The organism is Bradyrhizobium sp. 76 (genome assembly GCF_023073025.1).
Taxonomy (GTDB): Bacteria; Pseudomonadota; Alphaproteobacteria; order Rhizobiales; family Xanthobacteraceae; genus Bradyrhizobium.
In genome coordinates, this window is sequence record NZ_JADPIS010000015.1 from 954227 (window position 1) to 973851 (window position 19625).

The following is a 19625-nucleotide window of genomic DNA, read 5'->3' on the forward strand; positions in this document are numbered from 1 at the left end:
TCGCGGCCGGCTGTGGGCGTCGTCACTAGTATCCGTAGCTTCACACCGCAGTTAAGTGCGAGCCTTTCTAGTCGGTCCCTTGAATTTGGTCCAGATTTCATCCACTTGGGACTCTGAATTTGGAGGAGCCCCGTTCCGCCGACGCCTTCTTGACTAGTCCCCTACCCTCATTGACGAGCCTACAATCCGTATGCGGGCCGACGCTCCGCCGCCGCCGAAGGCGCGATTTCTCAAGATATCTGTACAAGCTCGGGCCAAGTCGATGTCAGATCAGGAGAAACGCCAACGGAAGGCTGCAATCGGTTACACGAGAACGAGTTCGGCCTCTAATGTCGGCGAGGACAAGGACAGCTTGGTTCGCCAGCGGAAGGCTATCCAAGCGCACGCCAACCGGGCTGGGTACAAGATCGCCGCCTGGTTTGACGATCCCGCCGTGGCGGGAAGCGACATGATCGATGTGCGGCCGGGCTTCATGGCCGCCCTTCAAAAAATCGCAAGTAACGGCGTTCGCACGATCATCGTGGAGACTGCCAATCGCTTCGCCCGCGATCTGATCGTGCAAGAGACGGGATGGAAGCGACTACAGGCGGATGGCATCACCTTGATCGCCGCGGACTCGCCTGATCAGTTTGTCGATGACACCCCCACCGCTGTGCTGATCCGGCAAATCCTCGGCGCGGTTGCTCAGTTCGACAAGGCCATGACTGTTGCCAAGTTGCGAGGCGCGCGAGAACGCAAGCGACGCAAGAAAGGCGGCAAGGTTGAAGGTCGCAAAAGCTGGGTGGAGAGAAGCAGCGAGGACTCGGACGAGGGTAGGAAGATCGCAGCGATGATCGCCTCGGCGACGCGGTTAGCGGACGATGGCCTATCGCTTCGCGAAATCGCGGCCGAACTTGACAAGCTCGGCTATCGCAACGAGCGCGGCTCGACCTTCTCGCCTTCGTCCGTGCGATCGATTCTGGCGTGACACGCAACATCGAGGACAGCGTCCTGTAAACCACTTCACAATACCTGTCGCCACGACCATCTCGTGGTTGAGACCAGCCTAGATCGAGGAACCAACGCAGGGCAACAAAAACCCGCAAGCGTGAACCGGCGGGCATATGATCCCTAGCCTCTCAAATTCCGGTAAGTTGTTTGACGAAGTCTTACTGAAACAGGAGGCTGCTAAAGCACGAAGCAACGGTCAAACAGCTATTGCGCCGGGCAGTCAAGCGCACCCGACCAAGCCAAGTCTCTTCTGTAGTTCCTCACACCCGCGAGACAGATCCGAACCGGGAGTTTGCGCAAGATCGCGAAAGGGCACGCCATTATATGGTTTCTGATTGCTTCCGGTATTCATGTTCGCCCATGCACTCTGCCTGAAGATTGGCGCGATTGACGCCCCGCAGAGAGGTAGTGGGCGGCGGATTCACATCGTCGATGGTGGGCAATCAGGATTGCAACGCTGGCCGCGACTGATCATCACGTCGTTGCTGGTGTCGGTCGCGCGCAGCTGCGCCTTGGCCTCGGCCAGGGTTACCGGATAGCTCGCCGGCAGCCTGACGATGCGGAGCATGTTCGATTTTACCTTGGCGCGATCAGCGGCTCGCGCGGGCCGATTGTTTGGAAGGGTCGGCACTTCCGCGCTGACCCTGAGAGATGGCCATTGACCACCCTCGCCGCCGCGGAATCATGCGGCGTTAATAGTTGTCAAGAAGGTTTTTTCGCGACGCGCCAATGCTCGGAGTTGTCCAAACTGGAGGTTGAATCTACGTTCGAACAGCGCTTGATGAAGGGATCGTGATGTTCGGCCCAGCAAAACTCGCCATAAAAAATGTAATCCGCCCTCTGATCTATCGATATCCACCTATCATGATCCGGCCAGAGCGGCTTCTTCTTTGGAAACAGACTGTGATCGATACGGCGGATGTGCCTGGCGAAGTTATCGAAGTTGGGTGCTATTTGGGCGGAACGTCGGCCGTTACCGCCAAGATGATGGCGAACCTCGGCATCAAAAAGAAATACAGCGCGTACGACACCTTTTCAGGATTTGTGGAAAATCAGGTAAAGACCGACAACGCTGCATCTGTGCAGCATCATTTTTCGGCAAATTCACCCAAGTTAACACGATGGGTGCTGAACAGACATGGAGGCGAGAACGTAGCCATCATTCAGGGCGACATCGCATCTTTACCAGATACAGATTTGCCCGACGCCCTCTCTGCATGCCTGCTTGATGTCGATCTGTCTGAGCCGATTTATCTGGGACTCAAGCGGATCTTGCCGCGGCTGAGTGCTGGCGGAATAATTTTGGTGGACGACTGCGAAGATGGCGGGTGGTACAAGGCCCGCGTCGGTTATGAGCAGTACATGCTCGAACTCGGCCAGCCGCCTTTGTACAAATACGGGATGGGCATTTTGAAGAAATCGAATTAACGCACGCCGCGAGCGTCTGCTGCGTCTGGCCGACCCAATCGACATACCAAATTGCTAACGTCCTCCGCCCCGGAGGGATGTCTTATGTTCGGCCCGAAACTCGTGATTTGGGCTGGGGTGATCATCACCCTTGCTCGCGAGCACGCTTCTATCTCACGTCTCATATCTCGTCGGCATCCGGCCATTCTTCGATGACGCAGCAAATCCATTCGGATTGGCGCTTGGAGCGTGCCTCATCGAGCCTAAAAGGGCGCGGCCGGACCGCGAGTCACGACCGCAGTCCCTTGAAGAGAGCGAGCCGACATCCCTGAGGGAGTGAGCCAGACACCTGCACCCGCTACTTTGAAGGTGATTGGAACGCTCCCGGGTCAATAGGTTTTGCTGGCCTATACATATTTTATACAATTGACTCAACCCTTGCGGGCGCCCTTCAATTAGAATGATCGGGGGCCACATGAAACGTCTAATAATTTTGTTCTTGTCTCTTTTTTGCGTGCACTCCGCACACGCTTCGTCGTTTTTTTCGTTTTCTGGATATGTATCCGCAGATACCACGTTCTTTCCGCCGCTCTTCCCAGGCTATACTTTTACAGAGCAAACGATTTTTGGGGCTCATTCGTTGGTCGGCACACCGTTTCAGATAACCGAGACGTTCTATTCTGTGCCTCCGCCCACCCCCTATGATGTTGGATTTGCCGACATCACAATCGGAGGAGTCACGGGGAGACTTACGGGCAATTTTGGAAGCATCATCCCTGTTGCAGGAGGCTTCTCAACGGGAATGATAACAAAAGGCGATTTTACATTCTCTAGTGAGACGTTCGCGGAGCTGTATTACTCGTCAACTTTCGGAGCAAACGGCCTAACGTCGACAGGACAGTTTACTGTTACAAATGGAGCGTTCGGCCGGACGTTCGATTTCGCAATAACATCCCAGTCCCAGACAGTTTCGGCTGTCCCACTGCCGTCTGCTTTGCCGCTCTTCGGCGCCGCGATTCTTGCCCTGGGCGCGGTTGGTTTTTGTCACCGCAAAAAATCGATTCACAATCTGGTTATTTCAGAATAGCGAAAAGCCCCTGCGGCTAGCGCGCTCGCGCCGATCAAAGGGACTGCACGGTGGCAGCGAATACTCGCTTGAGTTCATCAAATGCCACGAAACAGAACTAGATTTTGTGTTGACGTAAGAGGGGAGCCACGGGAGCTCTTTTCGATCAGCGAGGAACCCTGCGGACGACTAACTCTGGTGATGAAGTCGGCTGAACACATCGGCCATGGTCCCGAGCTAATCCCGACCTTGGCTCATAAAATGTCGATCCATACCACTTCGAACAGCGATACCTATAATCTAATCCACCTGACCCAAACGGTCGCCAACGGAGCCCCCGTTCCGAGGCACCTTCTAACCGATGCCATAAAGAAGAAAACGGGTTTCTGTCTGACTTATATTAGGAGATGCACCAACCTAGAAGGAAATCGGTACATCCCCAAAGACGCGAGCCGCACATCGACAAAGATTGTCACTGTGAACCAATACAATCCCGATCTTCAAATGTTCATTCACAGTGTGCTGGTCGGCAGCCCCGACATGAACTTCAATGTGCCGCGAAGCCCCTCATTTAATTGGGTTGAGTACACATTCGCCAAGTTCAAAGTTGTTATTCTGAGCACCTCTTTCCAAGGAGTGCCGTCTCACGTCACTGGAACGTTCATCTATCCATTCAGTGTCGATAGCCAAAAGGAGAGGTTTAATCCCGACACGAAAGCGATAGTCGACGAACTGGTAAAGGGCCAGTCGGCAGCAACCTGCGTTCAAGAATTTTGGTATGGTGCAAATTGTCTAATGGAGGCATTTACGTTGGACCGACTTGAAGAGCACCAGGTGATGCCGCCAGATTTTAAACTACACCTAGAAAACTGTTTGAAATTGTTCAGCACCGCCGCAGACTCATATGAGAGAAAACTTCGCCCAGCCTTAATATTAGCGTACCGGGATCGGCGTCGCTGGCACCCCATTCTTCAACAGGCGCTATCGCCGCCTGGCAATTCGAGGAAGTAGCTTCAGGGTGCTCATCAACTTTCGAAGGAAACGGCCTGACTTCAACCGGACATTTTACTATTGCGAATGGATCGCTTTACGATCAGGTCATCCAATGCGAAGCCTTGATCGGCGCCCTGAAAGTGCACGCCGATTATCTTCACACCCGGCATTCCCCGAGCTTCCGTGTCGGCCAGCATTGCCAAGAGATGATAGGCACCGAGCTCGCCCTCGATGTAGACTCCAGCGCCACCGCGGGAGGCGGGGCTGGATCCCCTCCCCTTATCCTTTTCTTCTGGTATGGCTCGAATGTGAGAACCGACCGACCGTCTGTCAATGGATCGGCACCTTTGGCTCGCGCGGCCTGAACAAGGAATGCGCGCAGCGCTTTGATCGGTGTCGTTACCTAGCCGCCGACTCGCCCGATCAGTTTGTCGATGACACGCCCACCGCTGTGCTCAATTCGGCAAATCCTCGGCGCCGTTGCGCAGTTCGACAAGGCCATGACGGTTGCCAAGCTGCGAGGCGCGCGCGAGCGCAAGCGGCGTAAAACAGGCTGCAAGGTGGAGAGTCGTAAGAGCTGGCTCGAGAGAAGCGGTGAGGACTCGGACGAGGGCAGGAAGATCGCGGCAATGATCGCCGCAGCGAAACGGCTGGAGAACGACGGCCTTTCCCTTCGTGATATCGCGGCCGAACTTGTCAAACTCGGCCATCGCAACGAGCGCGGCGCGACGTTCTCGCCTTCGTCGGTGCGATCGATGCTGGCGTGACGGGCCAAATCGACGCCACTAGCCGAAAGGAGACCCTCCTCCGGGCATCGCTGGCCGCCAGGTTCCGCAACCACGATCAGCACCTCCATCGCTGATTGCCAATCCGGCGCGAAGTGCTCTTTTCTTCGGCAAAGGCATGTAGCGGCGAGGACATGGTCGAGCTTCCCAGTGAGCCATTGATTTAAGCAGCCAAACGTTCAATCTTCTTTTCGTAGCGCTTCCACCTCTGTTCGACTACGGCGGCGCCGGGCTTCTTAATAGCAAATTTGTAGAACCAATCCGGGTGCCATTTCATATCGCGGGATCCAAAGTACGTCCGGTTTAAAGGATCAACCACGTCGTGCTCGCGGGTAACAGCGGTCGCCCTAATAAAATTATGATGAAGGCTGTGAAACCTAAGAACGAAAGGATCAATATCCTTCGGAGTTGCTGAGGCGTTGTACGCCTTGAAAATAGTTCTCGAGATTGCCAATGGTCCGGCCAACTCGTAAGCGCTTGTCGCCATAAGCAGAACATGGTGCCCAACTTCAAAGTCAAACGCCCAAAAGAGACACTCCGGATCGAGCCCAAGTTTTTGCATAGCACTCAGAAATTCAGCGCCTGCTTTTTTCTGCTGCTCCGATAACCTCAACGGATCTGTGTCTTCAACCATTTTGATACTCCGTCTTGGCCGAAGGCCGCTTCCAGGAAGGATTTTGCGACAGATCGTGGCATTGGATCTGGATCATAGCCCTGATTTCTATCCCACTGTAGCACAACCGACCATTCGGCAGCGCAGGGCGAGGTAGGCAGCAACGCTATTTTGGCAACAGCCGAAAGGGATCTCAAGTTGTGAGTGTAGACTTCTGGCCGAGCAGATCGTGATGGCCATGCATTCAGGCGCTCAACCCTAATTATTAAGGCCTTGATTAAGCATTCAACGGCCAACCCAGCATGGAACACAGCCTGTTGCGATGTATGTCGGCTTTTACTGAGACGTTCTGCAGCCAGACGATGGGTTCGGCCCAACGCAATCCAGTCTTCAATTGATACTGGATCAGTCACACATGATCCTCACGCTTAGGTAACTCTATCCGTAATATTTCAACCACTACGCAGGATGTCAACGCGGCACCAGATTGTCGCCTGAACCGCCACGGGGCTGCGCCCGAAGGGAGTGGATGCATGAAGAAGTCAAGGGACAAAATTCAGTCAGAAACAACTTGATACGATTGACTCAACCCATGCTTGAAGTGTGAAACTTCAGCCTTCGCACTGGAGGGGCTGAAGTGAAGAGAATTGAGGCAGTGGTAGCTGCGGCATTTTTGCTACCGAGTTGCGCATCCGCATCGTCTTTAATGAGCGGACCTTTCGACTACTCGCTAGATCTAATCGTTGGTTTCGCCAAGGTCACATCCTCGAATGGCGGGCCTATTCCGTCTAATTTTTTCCTTATCACGTCCTTTTATCAACCCGTCGGTCCGATAACGAGCAGCACGTTTAATGGACCACTCAGTCCAGCGCAGAGCGTTGGCGTCCAAGCAGACCAGCTAGATGTCACGTACACTTTGGTGGGGTTTGGACCGGGTGGGGCAGACGATCCGATTTTTACCACGACGATAACCCCTGGTGCCGCTGTTTTCGGTTTCAGTGCGACTTCCACAACGCTCGGTCTATCACCAGGCCATATTTCTGTTTTTGAACAGGGGGCGGCTTTTGGTGCTCCCGCGACTTTCAGTCTCGCGCAAACCAGTTCGGGATATGACGGCAGGTTCACGTTCGGCGAGGCCGGCTTCGCTAACTTCTCAAGTTCGGCAACCTTTTCGGTGGTCTCCGTTTCGCCAGTTCCACTCCCGTCCACTTTCTATTTGTTCGCTGTTGGGCTGGGGCTTGGGCTACTCGGCTTGATGAAGCGCAAGCTTAATGGCGGCGTCCGCAAATACCTGTCGAAAGCGGCATTGAAAATTCCGCTATTCTCCACCGCAAGATTGTCTGCATAATTTCCGTGAAGCGTTCATCTTAGCGCCAAACGTCTGGGATTATCGACACCGCGTAAAAGCTGAGCGGCGCTGAGCGAGCGAAAGAGGACGAGGAAGACAGGCGGGAGATGAGCGCTTAGTGAGCTACGCATCAAATGTAGAGTGGCCTGACGGCACCGCATTAAGTAATTCCGATGTTGGAACCGGCTAAGCACGACAACCGACTACCCGATTGCGCGATACGGGATGATGCGGTTCGTTGCTCCGGTGCCAAGATAGGCACCCGAAATATCTATGCCGCCGATTTAGCAACTGGATCAGCCGACCCGTTGCGGGGCTGTCGAACGGCTGCTTGCCAGTGCTCGCGTGGAGATCGTCGGCTCAGAGGTGAAACTGAAAACACCCCGCCGATAACGCGGCTCAACCGAGCTCGGAACGATGGGCCGCCAGCTCCATTGCTATCGTCGTAGTGCCCCAAGGCTGTCGCAAGCAGGATTGGCTGATCGATCGGGTGTCGATCGGTCTTGAGTGAGCGGACTTGAGCTTGGGACTCGCAACGCGACCATAGTGACGTCCGCCAGGTCGGCTAAGCCCTAGGCGTGAGCTTTCAGGAAATCTTCCCTGAAGGGACCAGGCGGCCTCGAAGATCGAAGGGAAGCTGACTACCTGCCATCTTGGCCTGAACTGGACAAACGATAAGCACGATCTGAGCCGCCCTGATCAGGATCACCCACTGTGCTCGCGGGGGTTTTTGGTGGTTAGAAAATTTGAGCCCGAGTATTACATCCGGCTATGCGCGGATAGGTATGCTCAGATTACGGAGAACATTGCGGCAAGCTCATCAGCTGACGAGATCACCCAGTTGAAATGTAAGCTCGCGATTATCAGGGACGGCGCCCTGGAAGAGGCCGACGCTGAACGTCGATGCCGAATGTGGAAACTCCCAGACGTCTGGAAGGTCATCCTTGATCGAGGGGGCGCGCCGGAGAACCCTATACCGAGGGCGGACGCACTTCGCCTGATTGATTTCTTCGCTGTACCTCCGACAGGTACACTAGGCTTGCTGTCGAGCTCGCAGATGCAACATCTTGCCGACCAATGCGAAGGATGGGCGTGCACACCGAATTTGCACGATTATGAAGCGGCCCGCCTGAATGGCAAGGCGATAGGATTGCGCCTGCTGGCAGAGTACCTAGGACCGTTTCACCGACCTCATGAGCCACCTGAGTCACTTCATGGGCTTTTGGCAGGAAAAGACTGATTAGCCGTGCTTCTCGCGGGCGCTTGACGAACGCTGACGCTCATAAATTCCGCCGCAGACGGAAGCTTGCGGCGAGCTCACCACAGCCGCAACGGACAGTGGCTCATCCTGGTGGAGTCCAGGATAGATTCGCGCAGGGGTAGTTGGAGTCATTACAATGACGGAAGGGCTCAGTTCCGGGCCTCGCTCACTGTGACCGCTTGGTTGGTCACCCACCGCAAAGAGGCGCAGCGATTGGCCGGAACGATCGGCCAGCCCGGCCATTGCTCCTCTATTAGTTGGAGTTGCGTCATGCGTCATTCGCCGTCGATCGTGCCGCTGGATCGTCTCGACCGGGAAATCTACTTGGTCCTGGAGGACTTCGGCGCACGCGCCGGCTGCTCTTGGCGCGAGACTGACGAGCAGGACACCGATTTGGAGACCATTATCAGCGACCTGATCTCGGGTCAGTATGCCTATCCGGTCCGGATCGTTGCGTTGAACCCGATCGAGGGTTGGTCTCGTGATGCGACCAGCGAGATCGCGGACGAGCTCGCCGAGCGCGCCCTCGACCGGAACGTCGAGATCAGCCCCGCGCTGCGGGCCTTCATCGAGGCGAACGCGATCCGTCCCTTTGCCGTCCAACTGGCGCTGCCTCTCAGAGAAGCTGCTCGACCTGGAACTCTGAGTTCGTGATCTGGCGTGGAGTGTGTCAGTGGCGTCCCCGCGCAAGAAAATCGTGTCGATCGGGGTCAAGACGCCCTACCCCGGCTTCATCGAGCCTCTCCTGGCCGAGCAGGTCGACCGGGTGCCACAAGGCGACCGTTGGCTCCACGAGATCAAGTATGACGGCTACCGAGCCCAGCTTCACATCACTGGCGAGAGCATCAAGGTCTTCATGCGACGCGGGTACGATTGGACCAGGCAGTTTCGGAAGGTCGCGCAGGATGCCGTCCTGATTAGGGCCAACTCCGCCATCATCGACGGTGAGATCGTCGTGCCCGGCGAAGGCGGCAAGACGGACTTCTCGCAGCTTCAGAACAGTCTCAGAGGCAGCGCCCAGAACATCGTCATGATTGCATATGACCTGCTGTACCTCAAAGGCCGGGAGCTTCGCCAAGAGCCGCTGGAGGCGCGTAAGAAGGCTCTTCAGGCGCTGATCGAGGATACGCCCATCCAATACAGCGAGCATTTCGCGATCGGTGGCGCCGAGCTGTACCGGCGCGCCCGCCAAGCGGGGCTGGAGGGCATCGTTTCCAAGATCGCGGACTCGCCCTATGTCGGCGGGCGTGGAAACTACTGGGTGAAAACCACGTGCGCTCACCGAGAGACCCTCGCCATCGCCGGCTTCGCGCTCGACGGCAACAAGTGGGACGGCATCTTCCTCGGACGGCGGAAGGGCGACGACCTGATCTTTGCCGGCAAGGTCGACCACGGCTTCGACAAGTCGATGGAGGCCGAGCTGCGGAAGCGGCTGAAGCCGCTGATCAGGAAGACGCAGCCCTATGCCAAGCGCGTCGCGCACAAGGGTATCTGGGTGGAGCCGACGCTGCTTGCCGAGCTCGAGTATCGGGGCAAGTCGGCCGAGGGGCATTCTTCAGGGGCCTGCGGGAGGACTTGTGATGGCCCGCCTGAAGCCCGCTGAGCAGATCGAGCAGAGCTACGATCTCGCCATGATGGCATTGGCCGACTACCTCACGCGCGAGCGAGACGCGGCGGAGACCATCGACCGGCTCATCCGCATTCTCGATCGGGACAGCCTGCGCGAGGCGATCACCGAGGTTTTGGTCGACGCGCGGGTGCACCCGAGGCCGAGAACGGATGCCCCGAAGGCTGGCCGATGAACTGCGGCGCTTGCGAAGACACCGGCTGGGTATGCGAAGACCACCGACCGCCCCTGGAATGGTCCGCACGCCTGCGGCTGCGGCGCGGCGGGTGACCCTTGTTCCAGGTGCAATATTTCGTCCGAAGAGAACCCGCCGCGCCCACCTGCGCGCTTTCAGTTCAGGTTTGGGTGGTTGGCGGATTTGGCCCGGTTCTTCCGCAAGACGAGATAGGCAGCGCATCCGGCCGGGCGGCCTTGCTCGAGTCAAACTACCCTCGGTACGACGGGGACCATGTGAGACACCTGCAACGACTGTCTCAGCCCGCTGATTCACGGCCTGTCCGCCCGCGCATAGAGGCTTGGGTTGCGGTGCCACTTTGTACAAGAGCTCAGTGTCTCGCTTTCTTGCTTCAGTGTCTCAGGCTAAGCAATTCTGATAACGATGCTTTTTCGCAAGGTGCGTGAGACACCCGACGCTGTGTCAGCTCGCTGACTCACTGTCCCGCTCCTGCGGTGAGGAGCTGGCACGGGCCATCGGCCAGCTGTTGAGGTCGTCGGGGTGCTGTCGCCGTGGATGCCCCCGCCTCACGGGCGAGGCATCGCGGATGTCAGAGATTAGTTCTTCCCGCGGGTAGTAGCTGCCGGCCATTTTGCCGATGCCGCCGCCTCTCCTATGCCCGATGTCGTCTCCTCCTGATGCGGTGCCATTGGCAGACGCATGCGCGTGCTAATGCGCTTGCTATGCGGCTGCCATATCTCGCCGCGGTCTCATCGGTCGGGTCTCTCATAACGGCCCTGTCTCAGCTCGATCATGTAACGGGCGAGATCGCCAGCGCTACGGCCATAGCCGGTCTGGGTGCCAGCCTCGCCGCGCGCCGCATACTTCATTGCTTGCATGTCTCACCTCCTGTCTCACAGGCGTGAACTGCGACTAAGTTGCCGAAATGAGAGCTGGATGGCTCGTCGCCCTTGCGCCAACTGTCTCATGAGACAGGGTTGAGTCAGCGTGGTGGCTCACTGTCTCACGCATCGTTAACCCATGAAGCCATTCCGCAGCTCGGCGAAGTGTCCCTGAAACAATCCGTCTTTACCGTCATTGCTAATCCACAAGGGATGGCGATCATGTTGAACGTGCTTCTGGACGCGATTTACGGGCACGTGATTTCGGCCTCGATTCCGGGCATGAAGAGCCAGGGTGCGGGCAGAAGCGCACACTCCAGCACCGTCGCCACGAGCGCTGCTTGGCTGCCGGAACTGATCAAAGCACTGGATCTCGTCGCTGAGCTTCCCGCGCCCAATCAATCCCAAATCGACGCATGCCACGCTCGGCTGCTACTTCCAACCGCACCAGCTCAGCCGACGCTGCATTGAGTTGCATCTGATGCCGCCCCAATGCGGCCGATCAGACTCCCGATCGCCTACCCGCCGTCAAGAATAGACGTTTTCCACAGCCAAGCCCGGCAGGGGCTAACCGCACCATTCAGCACCGGAACCGGCTCGGCCGGAACGGAACAGCGGGTCTTCTCTGCTCACCCTCGGTCCCCGGCAGATCCGCCTTTAGGCGGTCTTTTTGCTAGCGCGAGGACACCTACGGCATTGACCCGGCCATTAGCTGAGAAAGGCTAGTGTCTTTCCAGATCAAGGGTTGTTGCGTCATGGGCATTGAAACCTTGAACGGCGAGAGCGTCCTCCGCTTTTATGAAAACATCCGGATCCAAGTAGCCGCCGATCGCGCCTCGGGAGGCCGGTACCACCTCCTTGGCAACACCGCCAAACAGCACGCCGATATCCTGCGCGAGGAGATCGATCGGCGGCGCCTCAGAGCGGATCGGATCGATTGGCCGTAAAGGTGCGGGCGTTCATGGTACGTCGATCGACAAGGCGCGGCCGCGCTTGTTGACGGGCACCCAGCGATCCGCCGTGCGTCCCGAGCAGCCTCACAGGCTTGCCAGAAGCGTGCCGGACTGCGCCCCGATCAGCTCGCCGGGCGCCGCTACCTGCCGAGTGCGACGTTGTGCTTCAGAGCTATCGTCCAGCAGCATCCAAGTCTTGGATAGAAAATGGTGTGGCTTCTGGTCGGGGATCGCTCCGTCTGAGGATCGATCACGCTTGGCGCCCTTACGCCGAACTATCCGCCCCGTTCCTGATGTCTTCGGCGTCGGTAGTCTAAGGGGCCGACATGCGACCGGCGAGACCGATACTTGGGCAAGGTCCTAGGCGGCGCTCCTCCCTGGCCCCAGATGGATGCTCGGGAGTGGAGTGAGGGCGAAACACATGAGCGCAGCGTCAGCGCAGCGGTGTTTCGACTGGAGCGCCGCGCTGAGGAGATTTCCCGCGAGGGGCGAAACTAGATCGCCCTCTCCCTTAGGGAGTGATTTCGGTTGTTTCGGTCGGCTTTTCGACAGGAGAGAAGCGAAACCAAACTGGTGAGTTTCGGTTGGTTTCGGTTGGTTTCGCTCGATTAGGCTCGTCATGTCAGCCAAATCCATTCCTTGTCAAAGCCGATCAGGTTGGCGGCGCGCAGGGTGTTGAGCGTTTTGTTGAGCATCGCTCGAAAGGAATCGGGTTTACCCCTTGGATCCTGCCAATCCATGGAGGCGCAATACCTTTTCAGGTTCTCGCGGCCGACGGCTGGAACGTTATTTGGCACTGCGAGGCTATGTACATTGCGCTCGCCGGCCTCCTCGATCGCGCGTCGAATGACCTTCAGCAGATCGCCTTTTACGCCCTTGGGCGGCTTCTTCGATTTGGTTTCGCTCGGTTTCGAAGTGGTCGGTTCTGACACAATTTCGACCACGCACGTCGAAACCTCCGGCATGGTTTCGACGGGGTCGGAAAGGTTTTGCTCCAACACGTGCGAAAGCAGGCGAAACTGCCACGTCTGGCCCTCGCGGCCGTCCTTCATTTCCTCGATGGTGACGGTACTGTGGGCCTCGCCTTTCTCGACCAGCATGGTCACGTCTACGGCGCCGTTGAGCGCATTGGAGCCGCGGCCGCCCCGGGACGGATCCTTCCCGACGTGGTGGACGACTACGACGACACAGCCAAAATGACTCTCGATGACGCCACATCGGTTCACGAAGCGGCCCATGTCGCGGGCGCTATTCTCGTCGCCGTCGCCCATGCACCGTGCCAGCGTGTCCAAGACGATCGCCCGCGGGCCGTCCAAACATCGCTGGGCGATGAAAGTGTCGAGCTCCGCGAGCAGCTGCGCGAGGTCGGTGGCCTGGCTGCCGAGGTCCGGCACGTCCTCGATCAGGTAGAAAGGCACGCCCTGCCCCTCGATGCCGCGGTGCTGGCGTATCGCGACCAAGCGCCGCTTGAAGCCACTGACGCCCTCGCCTGTGAGATAAATCACCGGCCCTTTAAGCGTCGCCCGGCCGGCATACGGCGCGCCCTGCGCCACCGTGCAGAGCATGTCCGAGGTCATGAAGCTTTTGCCGCACTTCGGTTCGCCAATGATACAGGCGAGCCCGCGGGCCGGTATTAGTCCCTCGATCAGCCACGGCGGCTCCGCCGTGATCGTCACCTCGTCCAGCGCTATGGGCGTGAATCGCGGTGCGACCGACGAGCCTAGTTGCCGTCCGGGCGAGTGGTCAGGAATGCCATCCGCGCGCTCCGGATAGCTTCCATGCGAGGGACCGAACTGGCCTTCCAGCGTCGAGTCGCCCGGCGAGCTCGCCTCCACGAGGTCCGCGGAGTTGCGGGCGTCCAATCGATCGTGCAGCATTCGGAAGGCTCGCGCCATGGCTTCTTGGACGCGGGCTTGTGCTTTGTCGCCGTCAGAAATCCCCCATTGCTCAGCGAGAGCCTGAAGTTGGTCCACGGCCAGCTGCTTCTCTTTCCAGCCCGCCCGGACGAATCCAGCTTCGATCAGGCAAATGCCGGCGAAATCATCAAGGTCGCCCTCGGAGGCGCGCTCTGCAAACTGAGCCGGTGCGTTCACGAGAGAGCGCCAGCATTGGGGGCGTCTTGAGAAGACACCCCTTTGAGCGCGGAAGGCAAAGCCGAGACGGTCGCCTTTACAGCGGTTTCCCTCTGCTTAAGAGATTGCACCGCGCACTCTCCGGTTCCGTCGCTCTGCTTCCCCCTCAAGCCTACGTTTCACGTATGCGTCGATGCTGCGCCAGGTCACCTTGCGCGACGCCCCTTCTAGATACGACTCGAGTTCCCCCGAGTTGAGGAGCTCATACGTCTTGGCGCGGGCGATTTTGAGAGCAAGCATCGTTTCCTTGACGCTTGCAACCAGAGCGAGCCGGTCTCGACTGCCAATGCCAAGCTCTTCGTCGTCCCCTTTCATTCTTCCCGCGCCTCACGTTGCTCTTGACCTGCTTCTTTTGAGCGCGCGGTCTGCCCTTCGTTCAGCAGCCGGTCCCACCTTGCAGCGGGTACTCGCATCTTCGATCCGAGGCGAATGATAGGAATCTCGCCGCGACGCGCGGCAGCATACGCAGCGTTTCTACCCAGCCCCGCGCGCTTACCTGCTTCAGGGATGCTGTACGTCAAAGATTGGTTCGTCAGACTGTCATTGCTCATGTCGGACCATACCCATTTAGCCCGACTTAGCCCTTTCGCAGCCGTTCAGTAACGGCTAAACTTCGTATCCATTACGTAGCCGATGCAACAATGACTGCCCTCAAAATTGAACTTGAATGGTGCCGGGATTCAGCGGGCTACAAGCTCATTGACGTTCCCAAGCGAGGTAAATGGATCATTGGTAGGGGCGGGTCTCCTCGCCGGTATAAACCGTTCGAATTGAAGGACGTCCTCCTACTGAACTTCGCAAATGCCCGCTCGGAAGAGAAGCTCCGCGACTTTGTGGTTCAATACGGCTACCTGACCAAGCGCGGCTATTCGGCCAAAGGGGAAGTACGGCCACCGATAAGAAGCGTCCGGAGCTTTCTCTGGGATCGTGAAGGCACACCAAGGCTCGATCCGGACAGTAGTGTTGAGTACTTGGAGGGTGAGAGCGTTGATGAATTTGTCGCAGTGGCCAAACTGTTCAAACGAGTCCTAGCCTCCACGTCTGAGGGACTGTCTCGCTCACTATCAACGGAAGTCGAAGATCTTCTCTCTGGTTATGGGGCGGCCGGCGATGTTTCTTTTAGCTTCAGCATAGACCCGATGCGCCATTTGCGCCCGGTACTATCGCCCGGAAGTTTGATCTCGGGCCTGGTAGTTCAGCTGGCTCAATCGGCAGGTGGGAGCTCTTTCAAAACTTGTCAGCTAGCCCGGTGCGGAGTTTTGTTTGCCGCGGGAGGCCGGGGCGGGCTGCGAGCAGACGCGATATACTGCTCGAAAGCACATCGTATGGAGCACAACAGCAGAAATCGCGCAAAGACCGGTCCGAGTCGGTCGAGGTAAAGTGTTGCGGCCCAAGACAGACCTGCGCGGCGAATCCAAAGCGGTGACGGATACTCCCTCCCCCAAATCGCCTTGATAGCGTTCGTTCTTTTGCGGCTCAGCTTGAAAGCTACGGTTGAAATCTACGACCTGGGTCGCCAACCAGCGTCCCGCGTCGAGGGGCGCCGGAATGTCGGCTGTCCAGCGGGGAGCGGACTAAGGTCTCAAAACGCCCGGATCCCCGCTTGTGACCCGTAGCTGATGTGCAGACCACGGTCGCTGCAATTTCGCTTCCCAATGAAGACCGGACATCGCGGGCGTTGCCAGACCAACCCTTCTGACCCCGAGCCGTCATTCATCGCCGTGCGATTCAGGAGGGCCCGGTCCGCTAACGCTTGCGCACCAGCAAAGTCCAAACAGGCGACGCACCGTCCCAGCCGCGAAGGCGCCCCGACAGCCGCACCTTCAGCCCGGCTTCCGTGATCCGCTCGACAACAAGATGCAGCGCGATCACGTCGCCCTCTGACAGCTCCACACAGCCACGCTTCCGCGACCACACCGCGCCCGGGAAGCGAAACAAGTTCGCTTTCAGCCATCGGCCGCTGCGCTCCGACAGCGGTTGTAAGTCGACCTGAGCACCGGCCCTGGGCCGCAGCGTGACATCTGCCCGTCGCAGCCAATTCGGAAACCAACCCATGCGAATGACTAGCCGTTACATTTCACGTTTGTCTAGGCGTCGTCCGTCTGAATGGATTCGCCGCCCGAAGCCGAAGGACGTCCGCTCTTTCAAAGTAGACTGGAAGTTTGCATCCCTGCCGAACCAGCGCCTATTGGCCCGAATGCGAAATCTAGGCGGTCTCCCCCCCGGTGGTCGGCTCATAGGCGTGGACCGGAAGCAACCGGCCGGCCCTCCGAAGCGGCGCTCATGACCCCGTAGCGGACGTTCGCGACTGGCGATGAGCGCGTCTGCTTTGGCCGATGTCAGCTGCAATGTCGCTGAACGACGCTACGGCTCGCCCGCATAAGCTTTTCTTCGTCCTGAAGGCCAAAATGCCGAACTTAGCGGGTCCAAAGCTGGACCGCATTGACGCAAGTTGTGGCAGCTATCATCCCAAGGAATGCGTTACAGGTTGGGCAGTCGTCCACGCGCAGGCCGCAGCTTCAGATAGCAGGTACTTTAATACGCCGCGGAGCGCCGTTCAGTTGAATTATAACAGCCTCTCGTATGTCACGGTTTGGTATATAAAGGAATCTTAACAACTTCAGCGCGTAATATGTTTGATTTGACGTGACGATATTAAATGAATTTGGGCCAGCCAATGAGGGCAATTTCTGCGGCCGATCTCATTACTGAGTTGGATGCCACCATCGCGAGGAGCTCATCCGAACGTTGTGCGCGCATGCTCTGGCGCACCACCGAGCTCCTCGTCGACCCTAATAACCGATTGCAAGAGCCGCAGGTCGGCCTGCTTGACGACGTTCTAATTCGCTTAGCCCGGCGGATCGCGCCCGGGACGCTCGCTGAGCTCAGCACGACGCTCGCCGAGCTGCGTGCTGCTCCGATGAATACCCTGCGACGTCTCGCCTCAAGCGGCGATCCCGCGATTGCAGTCCCGATCCTTACGAAATCTCCCGCCCTATCGCCGGCTGATCTCGTGGCGATCGCGACGTCCGGCAGCGAGGATCACCTTCTCGCCATTGCTGGCCGGCGCAGGATAGAAAGCCCAGTGACTGAGGCAATATTGCAGCGCGGCAGCAGCAAGACTTGTCTGGCCCTCATCGGCAATCCGGGCGCTGAATTCTCAGGCACGGCCTATGCCCACTTAATCGGTAGGGCTGTGGAGGACGACGAGATCACGAAGGCGCTGACGTTGAGGCCAGACACCCCGGACATGGTGGTTCGCGAGCTGCTGTCGGCATCGCCGAGGCCGGCGATTAAGGCTTCCACCGCAAGCGCGGCTTCGCAAGTATTAGCGACGGCAAAGCCACCTTGCGACGCTGAGTACGCCGCCGCGAGGCCGGAGATCATATCGCTTAATCGGAGCGGAAAGCTGAGCGACTCGACTGTCAATCGGTTCGCGATCCGGCGTGAGACAGCCAACCTGTTCACGGCGTTGTCGGTGCTGTCGGGAGCACCGATTGAGGCCATCGAGCAAGTTATGGCAGAGTCCAGTTACGAAGGCTCGGTTATGGCGTGCCGGGCATCGCGCTTGAACTGGCAAACCACGCTGGCGGTCCTCAACACTCGCGGCGCGGGGCTTTCACTAGGCGAACGCGCACGAGCACAGGTGCTGTTCGAAACGCTTCACCTCTCGACCAGCCAATGGTCCGTTCGTTGGGGAGAAATCTCCGCGGGCGCCCACGGTCGCACTGCAAGATCGGCAGGAAACCAATGAAATTCGATGGTCGCAAGGCGTCTCGAGTGCGCATGGACAACAGACAGCCCGTGAACCTGATGGGCTCCGACGGCACCTGGCGGCGAAGCTGCGTCTTGCTAGATATCTCGAACACCGGCGCCAAGATTGAAGTTGAAGGGTCGCTCGATGTTCTCTCGGCCAAGGAGTTCTTCATGCTGCTGTCGTCGACGGGACTGGCCTATCGACGCTGCGAGCTGGTCTGGATCGACGGAACCACGGCTGGCGTCCACTTTATCCAAGCAAATGGCAAGAAGGCCCAAACCACAGCGAGCGACAGAGGCGCGCGCAAAGCAACTTGAGCCGAGCAGTGTCATCGCAGTGAGCCAATGACATTGCACCACCGACGAGGCCCATTCAGACCGGCACCGGACGATCGAAGGCAGTCATGCTCGTGCACGTATTGGCAGACACTTCTGAGAAGCTCTTCGGGCTCTGCTCGCTTTTCGGAGGGCAGTTCACGGTTGCCGGCGAGCGGCTCGATGTAGAAGCAAAGCTTCCGCACGCTGCTGCTGCGGTCGTCGTTCGTGCCGACCTGCGGGCGGTAGAAAACATTGCTGCACTGAAAAAAAGAGCTGCGCGGTTCGCCAAAGCAAAGAAGCGCATCTTCCTCGTCGAGCAAACCTCCCACTTTTGCATCTCGCAAGCTTATGCGCTGGGCGCAACGTTGGTGCTGGCTGGCAAGATCGAGGCAGCCAAGCTCCTGGCCGCTTTGGTCGATCCAGCCGCCCACGGAACTGGGTCGACGAGCGGCATCTCGAAGTCTGACAATGCGGTTGAGGCCGCAGCAACCGCCATTGCGTCGATGTTCACTTCGATCACCCTCGGGGAGCGGGTCGACGTCGCCGGTCCCAAAGAGGCCGGTCGCAAGATCACCAACCGAATTTCCGAGCATGGGCTATCCGAATGGCTGGCCACTGTGCGGCGCCATCACGAGGGAACATTCCAGCGCTGTCTGCTCGTGACCGGCGTCGCCGTCGATTTCGGCCTCAGTCTCGGTTTTCGTAAAAGTGACCTTGAACGGCTCTCCACCGCTGCCATGTTCCACGACATAGGAAAAGCGAGGGTGCCCTTGGCGATCCTGGACAAGCCAGGACGCCTCGACGACGACGAGCGAGCGTTGATCGAAACCCACCCAGCGACCGGTTACGATGTGCTGAAGAGGCACGGGGACATCTCACCCGAAGTCCTCGATGCTGTGCGGCACCATCACGAATATCTCGATGGCAGCGGCTATCCTGACCGCCTCTGCGCCGAGAACATCACCGACATCGTTCGCATTCTCACCATTTCGGATATCTTCGGCGCTGATCGAACACCGGCCCTACAAGCTGACCATGCCGCGCGCGGCAGCGTACGAGATTCTCTGCGGCATGAGGGGAAAGCTGGACAGGGCGCTAGTCGTCTGTTTCAAGGATGTCGCGCTTACCAGATGAATTCTGCTCGAACCTATGCAGGAGTAATCCACGTCTCCACTCAAGGCGTGATCGGAGGCGGTCTCATTTTTGTGCACTTCGGCTTCTGGCCGATTTTGTTGCAAAAGTCGGCTGCAATGGATTTGGCCGCTGGGCCTTTCGTTGAGCCGCGCTCTGAAGCGCTGGCCCTGACGCATTTTACGCAAC

18 protein-coding genes and 2 pseudogenes are annotated in these 19625 nt (G+C 58.1%); 15 read left to right on the top strand and 5 right to left on the bottom strand.

What is annotated here, in order from left to right; genetic code table 11:
* Window positions 1-262: 262 nt before the first annotated feature.
* Window positions 263-967, top strand: a complete 705-nt coding sequence (locus IVB48_RS05505; RefSeq protein ID WP_247398075.1) for a recombinase family protein — start codon at window positions 263-265, stop codon at window positions 965-967.
* 444 nt (window positions 968-1411) lie between these two features.
* On the opposite strand, the gene IVB48_RS05510 is transcribed toward IVB48_RS05505, so the two are convergent.
* A complete protein-coding gene (locus tag IVB48_RS05510) occupies window positions 1412-1558 on the bottom strand; it encodes a hypothetical protein (protein ID WP_247398078.1) in 147 nt (48 codons plus the stop codon).
* A gap of 227 nt (window positions 1559-1785) precedes the next feature.
* Here IVB48_RS05510 and IVB48_RS05515 point away from each other — a divergent pair, with 227 nt between their 5' ends.
* From IVB48_RS05515 to IVB48_RS05530, 4 genes are all read left to right on the top strand, one after another.
* Window positions 1786-2418, top strand: coding sequence for a class I SAM-dependent methyltransferase (locus tag IVB48_RS05515; protein WP_247398080.1), 633 nt, complete (start codon window positions 1786-1788; stop codon window positions 2416-2418).
* A gap of 454 nt (window positions 2419-2872) precedes the next feature.
* The gene (locus tag IVB48_RS05520; protein WP_247398082.1) at window positions 2873-3484 is read left to right on the top strand and encodes a hypothetical protein; all 612 of its coding nucleotides are present in this window, start codon (window positions 2873-2875) and stop codon (window positions 3482-3484) included.
* A 456-nt stretch (window positions 3485-3940) separates the two neighbouring features.
* Entirely contained in the window at window positions 3941-4474 is a 534-nt protein-coding gene (locus tag IVB48_RS05525) for a hypothetical protein (protein ID WP_247398086.1), read from the top strand.
* Between the two features lie 482 nt (window positions 4475-4956).
* Window positions 4957-5223 carry a recombinase family protein gene (locus IVB48_RS05530; protein WP_247398088.1) on the top strand — a complete coding sequence of 89 codons (267 nt, stop codon included), beginning with the start codon at window positions 4957-4959 and terminating at the stop codon, window positions 5221-5223.
* Window positions 5224-5404: 181 nt separating this feature from the next.
* On the opposite strand, the gene IVB48_RS05535 is transcribed toward IVB48_RS05530, so the two are convergent.
* Window positions 5405-5875, bottom strand: coding sequence for a hypothetical protein (locus tag IVB48_RS05535; RefSeq protein ID WP_247398090.1), 471 nt, complete (start codon window positions 5873-5875; stop codon window positions 5405-5407).
* 616 nt (window positions 5876-6491) lie between these two features.
* Between IVB48_RS05535 and IVB48_RS05540 the strand changes: the two genes are divergently transcribed.
* From IVB48_RS05540 to IVB48_RS05555, 4 genes and pseudogenes are all read left to right on the top strand, one after another.
* The gene (locus IVB48_RS05540; protein WP_247398091.1) at window positions 6492-7202 is read left to right on the top strand and encodes a hypothetical protein; all 711 of its coding nucleotides are present in this window, start codon (window positions 6492-6494) and stop codon (window positions 7200-7202) included.
* A gap of 1531 nt (window positions 7203-8733) precedes the next feature.
* Complete coding sequence (locus tag IVB48_RS05545) at window positions 8734-9117, top strand: hypothetical protein (protein ID WP_247398205.1); 384 nt, start codon at window positions 8734-8736, stop codon at window positions 9115-9117.
* Between the two features lie 19 nt (window positions 9118-9136).
* Window positions 9137-10044, top strand: a pseudogene (gene ligD, locus IVB48_RS05550) (non-homologous end-joining DNA ligase).
* Window positions 10044-10265: a hypothetical protein gene (locus IVB48_RS05555; RefSeq protein ID WP_247398093.1), complete on the top strand. Its 222-nt coding sequence runs from the start codon at window positions 10044-10046 to the stop codon at window positions 10263-10265. The pseudogene ligD and the gene IVB48_RS05555 overlap by 1 nt, the downstream one beginning before the upstream one ends.
* A gap of 749 nt (window positions 10266-11014) precedes the next feature.
* Here the strand turns inward: IVB48_RS05555 and IVB48_RS41105 are convergent.
* Window positions 11015-11143 (bottom strand): hypothetical protein, encoded by a 129-nt coding sequence (locus IVB48_RS41105; protein WP_256468859.1) that lies wholly within the window; start codon window positions 11141-11143, stop codon window positions 11015-11017.
* Between the two features lie 99 nt (window positions 11144-11242).
* Here IVB48_RS41105 and IVB48_RS05560 point away from each other — a divergent pair, with 99 nt between their 5' ends.
* A complete protein-coding gene (locus IVB48_RS05560) occupies window positions 11243-11617 on the top strand; it encodes a hypothetical protein (protein WP_247398095.1) in 375 nt (124 codons plus the stop codon).
* Window positions 11618-11871: 254 nt separating this feature from the next.
* A complete protein-coding gene (locus IVB48_RS05565; protein WP_247398097.1) occupies window positions 11872-12093 on the top strand; it encodes a hypothetical protein in 222 nt (73 codons plus the stop codon).
* A 623-nt stretch (window positions 12094-12716) separates the two neighbouring features.
* On the opposite strand, the gene IVB48_RS05570 is transcribed toward IVB48_RS05565, so the two are convergent.
* A complete protein-coding gene (locus IVB48_RS05570; protein WP_247398099.1) occupies window positions 12717-14192 on the bottom strand; it encodes an AAA family ATPase in 1476 nt (491 codons plus the stop codon).
* Window positions 14193-15977: 1785 nt separating this feature from the next.
* Entirely contained in the window at window positions 15978-16286 is a 309-nt protein-coding gene (locus IVB48_RS05575) for a hypothetical protein (protein ID WP_247398100.1), read from the bottom strand.
* A 622-nt stretch (window positions 16287-16908) separates the two neighbouring features.
* Between IVB48_RS05575 and IVB48_RS05580 the strand changes: the two genes are divergently transcribed.
* The 4 genes and pseudogenes from IVB48_RS05580 to IVB48_RS05595 form a co-directional block, all read left to right on the top strand.
* Window positions 16909-17985, top strand: coding sequence for a DUF2336 domain-containing protein (locus IVB48_RS05580; protein ID WP_247398206.1), 1077 nt, complete (start codon window positions 16909-16911; stop codon window positions 17983-17985).
* Entirely contained in the window at window positions 17982-18305 is a 324-nt protein-coding gene (locus IVB48_RS05585) for a PilZ domain-containing protein (RefSeq protein WP_247398101.1), read from the top strand. The genes IVB48_RS05580 and IVB48_RS05585 overlap by 4 nt, the downstream gene beginning before the upstream one ends.
* Before the next feature lie 86 nt (window positions 18306-18391).
* Window positions 18392-19439 (top strand): annotated as a pseudogene (locus tag IVB48_RS05590) (HD domain-containing phosphohydrolase).
* Window positions 19436-19625: hypothetical protein (locus IVB48_RS05595; protein WP_247398103.1), on the top strand; the 190-nt coding region annotated here is incomplete at its 3' end. The pseudogene IVB48_RS05590 and the gene IVB48_RS05595, both read left to right, overlap by 4 nt.